This window comes from Sulfurimonas sp. (assembly GCF_014859695.1).
Lineage (GTDB): Bacteria > Campylobacterota > Campylobacteria > Campylobacterales > Sulfurimonadaceae > Sulfurimonas.
Map to the genome: position 1 here is coordinate 1 of NZ_JACUTS010000081.1, position 7,761 is coordinate 7,761.

7 protein-coding genes are annotated in these 7,761 nt (G+C 36.9%); 3 read left to right on the plus strand and 4 right to left on the minus strand.

Annotated elements, in window-relative coordinates:
- Nucleotides 1-16: 16 nt before the first annotated feature.
- Nucleotides 17-727: a DUF445 domain-containing protein gene (locus tag IBX42_RS10460; protein ID WP_294932672.1), complete on the minus strand. Its 711-nt coding sequence runs from the start codon at nt 725-727 to the stop codon at nt 17-19.
- A gap of 87 nt (nt 728-814) precedes the next feature.
- On the opposite strand from IBX42_RS10460, the gene IBX42_RS10465 reads away from it, so the two are divergent.
- Nucleotides 815-1,288 carry a hypothetical protein gene (locus tag IBX42_RS10465; protein WP_294932674.1) on the plus strand — a complete coding sequence of 158 codons (474 nt, stop codon included), beginning with the start codon at nt 815-817 and terminating at the stop codon, nt 1,286-1,288.
- A gap of 10 nt (nt 1,289-1,298) precedes the next feature.
- Complete coding sequence (locus IBX42_RS10470; RefSeq protein ID WP_294932676.1) at nt 1,299-4,406, plus strand: efflux RND transporter permease subunit; 3,108 nt, start codon at nt 1,299-1,301, stop codon at nt 4,404-4,406.
- A 108-nt stretch (nt 4,407-4,514) separates the two neighbouring features.
- Here IBX42_RS10470 and IBX42_RS10475 read toward each other — a convergent pair whose 3' ends face one another.
- A complete protein-coding gene (locus IBX42_RS10475) occupies nt 4,515-4,916 on the minus strand; it encodes a rhodanese-like domain-containing protein (protein WP_294932678.1) in 402 nt (133 codons plus the stop codon).
- A gap of 63 nt (nt 4,917-4,979) precedes the next feature.
- Here IBX42_RS10475 and IBX42_RS10480 point away from each other — a divergent pair, with 63 nt between their 5' ends.
- A complete protein-coding gene (locus tag IBX42_RS10480) occupies nt 4,980-5,348 on the plus strand; it encodes a hypothetical protein (RefSeq protein WP_294932680.1) in 369 nt (122 codons plus the stop codon).
- 12 nt (nt 5,349-5,360) lie between these two features.
- Here IBX42_RS10480 and IBX42_RS10485 read toward each other — a convergent pair whose 3' ends face one another.
- Both IBX42_RS10485 and IBX42_RS10490 read right to left on the minus strand, forming a co-directional pair.
- Nucleotides 5,361-7,253, minus strand: a complete 1,893-nt coding sequence (locus tag IBX42_RS10485) for a methyl-accepting chemotaxis protein (RefSeq protein WP_294932682.1) — start codon at nt 7,251-7,253, stop codon at nt 5,361-5,363.
- A gap of 89 nt (nt 7,254-7,342) precedes the next feature.
- On the minus strand, nt 7,343-7,761 hold a 419-nt coding region (locus tag IBX42_RS10490), incomplete at its 5' end, for a hypothetical protein (RefSeq protein ID WP_294932684.1).

Sequence of the window (7,761 nt, forward strand, 5' to 3'; positions counted from 1 at the left end):
TTTTCTCCTCTTGGCGTTATAGTAGAAATGAACTTACAAGACCAATTAAACCGCCAAAAACTCCGCCCCAGACGACAAGCCATGAAAGATGCTCTTTTATGAGCTGTTGTACTATCTCTTTGACCATGTGCGGCGTCAACTCATTTAATCTTATCTCTATAATATCTTCAATAGATTTAAGCATATCCTCACTTAGGGATGAGTTTTTCAGATGGTTTTGCAGAGTGTAGTTAAACGTCTCACTGCTTACTATCTTTACAACGGCATTTTTCATCTTTAGGGAGAACGGTTTACGAAGATTCTCAAGCGCTCTCTCTCCTCCAAACATGCCAAGCATCCCTCCAAAAGAGGACTCCATGACGGTTTTTGTAAGCGCATCAAAAGCGGGAGAGAAGTCCGTACTCTCTATGATAGGCACCAAATCTATCTTTCTCTCCTCATTTTTAAAGAAGTAATCTAGCTGCTCTTTTGTAAAGAACTGACTCATCATCAGGTTTTTAATAGAGTCCTTAAAAGCTTCAAAGCGTGCAGGAATAACCCCTGAACCGTAGAGAAAGGGCACTTTTTCAAACAACATGTGAATAGCAAGCTGGTTTGTGAGAGCTCCGGAGAGAGCAAAAAGTCCGGTGTATAAAAGTATCTTACTAATAGCCGCATCAATTAAAAATGATAAAACGACAAGAGTTATAGCGAGAAAATTTGTGATAAAGCCTTTGTTTAGTTTCAAAGTTTGACCCCTATAAAAAAGTATCTTAAAAGCAAAATTATACTAGAATTTAGGGCAATAAAATTTATTATATATGGCAGGAAAATTATGAAACAAGAGAGTTATGAACTTTTTAAAAGTGCAGATATACAAACGATTTTACAAATATTAGAAGCAGAGTTAAAAAGTAGAAATGAATCTCCTTTTTGGAGGGATAAAGTCGTTCCGTTTAGCGGTGCGATACTGAGTGTTTTGGTTCCGCTAAGAGATGCAAATATACTTTTTTCCCCCGAAGGAGCGCCTCAAAGTGAGCTTACTCCGGAGCTTTTTTTAAGATGGAGTGATTTTTTAAGTTTAAAAACATTGGCTTTTACGATTCAAAAGTCAAATGAGGCGGGAGTTTTGCTTAGAACAAAGCTCGATGAGGCGGCATCTAAAAAGTATGAAACTATTGATTTGGGAGTGCTTGGTGATTACTTGGCAAGATATACCGTAAACCTTGAAAATGAATCCCTTGACTTTCCTATCTCAAATTACAATCTACACCAAGGTGTAAGCAATGTAATCAAATCACTTCTTTAAGAGCCTTTCATTGATTAAATTTATTGAATATTTTATAAAAAACTCAAGATTAAACTATGCGCTTTTGATTTTTTTGATTTTTATGGGAGTACATGCCTATAAAAATATCCCAAAAGAGATTTTTCCGGATGTTGAACTCGATAAAATCAGCGTACTCGGTTCTTACAAGGGAGCAAGTGCCAATGTCATGGACAAAATGGCAGTTCGTGATATAGAGGATGAATTAAGCAATATAAGCGGTATAGACAAAACGGAAACTATTATAACGCCGGGAGCTTTTGCCATACTTTTGACACTTAGCGATAGTGCAAACAGAGAGATAACCCTCGGACGCGTAAAAGATGCCATCGCTCTTAGCAGGCAGTATCTGCCATCGGACATGAATGAGCCGGTTGCAAGACTTCTTGACAAAACAAGATCACTTATACGGCTTGCTATCTCATCAGACAGACTCTCCATAGGCGAGCTTACCGTAATCGCGCAGGATGTAAAGTCAAAAATAGCAAAACTGAAAAATATCAGCGAGGTTTTAATCCGCGGAGACTCCAATGAAGAGGTAATTATTAAATTAAACTCAGAGGCTATTTTAGCTTATGAACTCTCACATGCAGGTGTACAAAAAGCGATAGCAAATCTCTCATACATCTTTCCCGTAGGAAATATAGAACAAAGAGGAAGTTTTGCGTATGTATCTACGGCGAACGGAAAAGCAGATGAGGATGAGTATAAAGAGAGCATTTTAGATGTAGAGGGCAGGTTTGTAAAATTAGGAGATATAGCCGAGGTAAGCATTGAGTACCCGCAGACGGACACGCTTTCAACATACAACAATAAAAAAACAATCTCACTGGTTATCTCAAAGGGAGTAAGCGGCGATTCACTTGTTTTGTCTAAGGAGCTAAGAGGGTATGTCAAGGGTATAGAAAAAAATTATGAGGGAGCTCATTTTGATTTTTATCAAGATAGTTCAAAGCCCGTAAAAGAGAGACTTGACACTATCATTTCAAATCTGATGTTTGGTTTGATATTGGTCTTTTTTTCAATGTATATTTTGATAAATCTAAGAATTGCAATCATCGTAGCTCTTGGAATCCCTTTCTCTTTCATAATTGGACTCTTAAGCATCTACTACATGGGATACTCAATCAATATCGTCTCTTTGCTTGGAGGACTCATCGTCATAGGTATTGTTGTCGATGACGCTATTGTCGTAAGCGAAAATATACAGCGCTACATAGATGAGGGGATGAATAACTATGATGCTGCAATAGCCGGCGTAAAAGAGATGATACTTCCCGTAACCCTTGCAACAGTCACAACTGTTGTCGCCTTTTTACCGATATTTATGATGCAAGGAGAGATAGCTCTTTTTATTTTACTCATTCCAATCACCGTAGTTATAATTTTGATAGGCTCTTTGATTGAGAGCTTCTTCTTTTTGCCGCTTCATGCGCAGGAGTTTTTGAGAAAAAGCAACAATTTCATCAGCTGGGTGCCGTTTCAAAATCTTTATGAGAGAGTGATTTTGCGTTTTTTACACCATAAAAAACTCTCACTTCTGCTCTTTATAATTTTAATCCCGCTGGCAACTTTTTATACCGCGAAATCTATGAAATTTCAGTTTTTTCCGAATTTTGACGGGAACTATCTCTATATATCTGCAAAATTAGATATTAATACTCCACTAGAAGACACCTATGCAATCTCAAAAGAGATTGAGGCAAAACTTATGGAACATGCAGAGGAGTTCTCTCTTAAGGGAATATCTTCCGTTGTGGGCTACAGAAGAAGCCTCTCAGGGGAGACACAAAGAAACAATAGTGTTTTTATGATTACCATGGAGTTATATGACAGGGTAGATACAAACTGGATTGATAAATATGTAAATCCAGTTTTAAATTTTAGTTTTGAGTTTGACAACCCTGAGAAGATTAGACAAAAACAGACTTTTGAACTCTCGCCTAGAGCCAAAGAAATCATAAGTGTATATAAAGATAAGTACAAGATGGAAGATCTAGGTGTTATGGAAGATAAACCGGGTCTTATAAAAAGTGATATTCAGATCAATCTATCGGGAAGCAACGATAATATACTTCAAAATGGGATAAAACTACTAGAAGATAAATTTGCTCAAATGGAGCATATAAAAGATTATAGTGACAATATAAAATATGGGAAAATGGAGTACAAGGTTAAAGTAAACTCTTACGGAGAGAGTTTGGGGCTTAGTGAAGCGAGCGTTGCAAAAACATTAAGCGCATACTTTTTAGAGCAGAAACAGGGAACCACCTTTAACGATTTGGGCATAATGGAGATAAGAACGGAGGATAGCGCAAAAGACAGTATCGCGACCTTCTTAGGTTTCAACATAGCTCTTGGAGACGGCAGATATGTGAAACTCTCCGATATTGCAGATATCTCTGAAATTAGAGATTATGAGAAGATAAATAAGTTAAACGGAAATATTATAAAAACTGTTTTTGCTAATGTTGATAAAAGAAGTATAACTTCGGAGGAAGTTTTAGACAAGCTAAAGCCTACGCTTGAAGAGATAGAAAAGATGGGGGTAAATGTCGAGCTTCTAGGGGAAAAAGAGAAGAATGAACAGCTTAAGAGTGATATGAAAAGAGCAGTCTTTTTTGCAATCTTTTTGATTTTTCTAACCTTGCTGCTTATTTTTCCAAAAGTAAAATATGTCCTTATGGTTATGAGCGTTATCCCTCTTTCCGCTCTAGGCGCACTTCTTGGGCATAAACTGCTTGGAATAAATCTCACTATGCCTTCTATTATTGGAATTTTAGGACTCGCGGGTGTTGTAATAAACGACGGGATAATAATGCTTGACTTTTTACATAGAACGCATAGAGTAGAGGAGTTTTTACATCGTGCAAAACTAAGAGTTCGCCCGATTGTAATAACATCCGTAACAACTTTTTTAGGTCTATTTACTCTTATATTTTATGCAAGCGGGCAAGCGGTTATATTGCAGCCGATAGCTATATCTTTAGGGTTTGGACTGCTTTGGGGAACTTTTTTAAACCTTATCTATTTGCCGACACTATATGCCATGGTTAACAAGATTGAGCCGCCTGATATTTTAGAGAAAAAGGGCATATAAAATAGCCCAAAGTAAAAATGCAACAAGTGCTATAGCGGCAAATATTACCGCTACCCTTGTGGCAAAGTAGAAGAGAAATTTAAGAAACAGCAACTTTACTATAAGACACTATTGATTTTGTTTGTAAGGGAGAATGGGCAATTTTATATATTTTGCATACATAATACCGCTTTTAATATTTATGACGTCATATCCCATTTTTTGTGATAAGAACTGCGCTAAAATTTTTGTTCTGCTTCCTACTCTGCATATAATAGCAAATGGTTTTTTTGTATCAACCGCACTGTTGAGTTTTTCTAAAAAAATCTTAAGATCATAATTTCCCTTCTCATCAAAGAGCATAATAGGGATAGAGCCTTTAAGAAGCCCCGTCTCCTTCCACTCTCCAGGTGTTCTAATGTCAACAATAGGTATGTTGGAATTTAGCAGCTCAGAAGACGCCTCCTGATTTTGTATAGAGGCAAAAAGAGATACAGATAAAATTAAAACAGTTAAAACAATTTTATTCAATTAAACGTCCTAGGCTAAAAATTAAGTGTATAATTTTATCAATAAATAAATAATGGGTAAGAAATGGCATCACAAAAAGCGATAGACAATGCACATAGACTTCGATATATAAGAGCTTTGGAGAGATTTCACAAAGGAGTTATCTCCTATTTATCAAGCACGTCAAATCTCTCTATGGAGGGGTATGACAAAAAGATACAAAATAGTTTGAAACTGCTCCAAAGAGTAGAAGAGATAGCTCTTTATAAGGGTGATCTTCAGGATTTACAAAAAATGGTTAAAAAGATAATCAGCTACACGGAGAGTGACAAAGATGTACAAGATATAAAAGAGGAGATTCTTTATGAGTCAAATCAGCTAGAGAAGAGTAAAAATGCAAGACGGTATAAAAAGGATAAGCACTCCAGTTCCAAATATGAGGAGTGGGAGTAAAGAAGCTAACTTCTACTCTTTTAGCATTTTATCCAGTAGCTCAAATACTTCCGAAGAAACCTTCTCCATCTCATCAAAGTTTTTGATAATTTTATCTGCATTTTTGATAGTTTCAATCTCTGCATTTTTTTCTAAGTAGCTGAGGTTTTCATGCACCTTTTTGCTTATCGTTATGCGAGGAAGATCTAGTTTTGCAAAAGAGGCAGTGTTGGAAAATCTTCTTTTGCCCTCATCAGAACACCACTCTCCTAAGCGGCATTTATCTCCCTCTTTTGAAGGTACGACATTTTTAAGAGATATTATAGAGTTGTAAGCACGGGATTTAAAGAGTATCTGATCCAGCTTTGCAAGAACTATAAATATACTATTCTCCATCCCGTAAGAGTAATCGACTATTTTTGAAGAGTTTTCGCTTAGTTCAACAAGGGTGTTCTCAAAACCGCTTATCTTATTTGTGGAGCCCTCTACGGTCTGTTTCATATTGTCTGAACTTGTCTGTATTTCGCTCATGTTCTGCTGTAGAGATTTGATGGAGACCGAGATCTCTCCGGTTGCTTTATGAGTCCTCTCGGCAAGTTTTCTTACCTCATCCGCAACGACCGCAAATCCTCTTCCATGTTCACCTGCACGCGCCGCTTCTATTGCCGCGTTAAGTGCCAATAGATTTGTCTGATCCGCAATATCGGTAATGAGTTGAATGACAGAGGTTATATCGTTTGCCTGATTTGTTATTTCGCCGATGCTGTCGTTGTTGATATTTACCTGCTCATTGAGAGCATTAAGCTCTTTTGTTATGTCTGTTATGTCATTTCTTGAGTTGTTTGCCAACTCTGAAGCCTGCTTTGTCGCAGACGTAACAGATTTTATATCATTGAGGTTCTCATCCAAGTCAGAGATAATCATAGAGAGAGACTCTGTAACCATTACGCTTTTAGTGCTGATTTTTGAGTTAAACACATCCCTCTGCGCTTTAAGATGCTGCGTTTTCATAAACTCAATGCTTTTTCCGACACTCTCTATAGCATCCACAAACTCTCCGCTCATGCCATTAGAAGAGATACGGTGCGTGAATATGCCTTTAGAAGCATCGGTTATAGTAGTGTTTATCTCATGTATAAGGTCTTGCGTGTGCTTGATGAGCTCAGAGAGTTCATAACCCATAATGCCAAGTTCCGTGTTTCTATCAACAGTTGTAGCTTTATGGCTGAAATCACCCTTTGAAACATGACTTATTAGCCTTGTAAAGTCGTTTATTCCGCTTGTTATAGATTTTCTTATCATAGTTGCCAAGATTAAAACTATCACGCCTACTACGATACCTGAAATAAGGGCTAAGAATTTAAAAAAGTTAATTTCGGTCGCAAGCCCCATAGAGTCTCTGTCTAGTTCCGCTGCTTTTAGCTCGACAAGTTTTGCAAACGACTCTCTGGAGGTATTTGCAAAGGGAGTCAACTCTTTTGAATAGTTTGCATATATGGCATCTTTGTTCTCTTGTATATCTTGAGAGTTTAGAGATTTCATCATTTTTAGGGTGTTTTGCAAAAAGAGCATAGTAGAGCTTTTAGCCTCTTTGACCATATCAAGAGACGGCTCTTTTTCCATGAGATTTTCTAGCAAGGTAAAGTGCTCTTCAATCTCTTTGAGTGTTTTTTCAAGCCTCTGGATATTCTTCTCATAGTCCCCGCCAAGCATAATATCTCTAGAGAGTCTGCTTGTATAGTTAAGATTTTTCTCTATTTTAAGGGTTGTTAGACCGCCTATCATTGAGTTTTCATGTAGATGCTCATACTTTGATTCAATATGACCTAGGGCAAGAAATATAGATATAGCAGCTGAAAAAACAGAGATTGCCACCATGGCAATAAAGTAATTCATCTTTTTGTGAATACTTAAACTTTTAAACATTGAAATTCCTTGTTATGTTAGTGCGATTATTGAGATAAATTAATCACATTCTATAACAATGAATTTAAATATGTCCTTAAATTGTGAATCTATAGATACATAAATTGAGAGAGCAGAATAATTATGACAACAAGGCTAAAAGGAAAAAAGTGGCTTTTAAACACCCACGGATTTATTTTAAAGAGTTTTTGGTTTATTCCTCTAAAGCCTAGCCATAAACCTAAAAATGCTTTTATTGCCAAAAGTGCCTGAAAGTAAGAGAGCGAGCCGTTTTCTATTTTACCGAAGGCTTGTGAAAAAAGATAAATCCCGCTTGCAACCGCTACCATCAAGGCATAAGGAACAACTTTCCTGACATGCATCATGATGGCTTCTCTGGCTTTTGCATGCTCATCATCGCTTAGAGTCTGAGTCATTTTAGAAAGAAAGAGTATGTCTACAAACAGAAATCCGCCATAGATAAAAACTGAAAATATATGAATGGTGTGGAGAATTGTATAAGTTATGG

What these genes read in the sequence shown, in the direction of transcription:
- IBX42_RS10485 (WP_294932682.1), bottom strand. Translation starts at nt 7,253, where the DNA reads ATGTTTAAAAGTTTAAGTATTCACAAAAAGATGAATTACTTTATTGCC.
- IBX42_RS10465 (WP_294932674.1), top strand. Translation starts at nt 815, where the DNA reads ATGAAACAAGAGAGTTATGAACTTTTTAAAAGTGCAGATATACAAACG.
- IBX42_RS10480 (WP_294932680.1), top strand. Translation starts at nt 4,980, where the DNA reads ATGGCATCACAAAAAGCGATAGACAATGCACATAGACTTCGATATATA.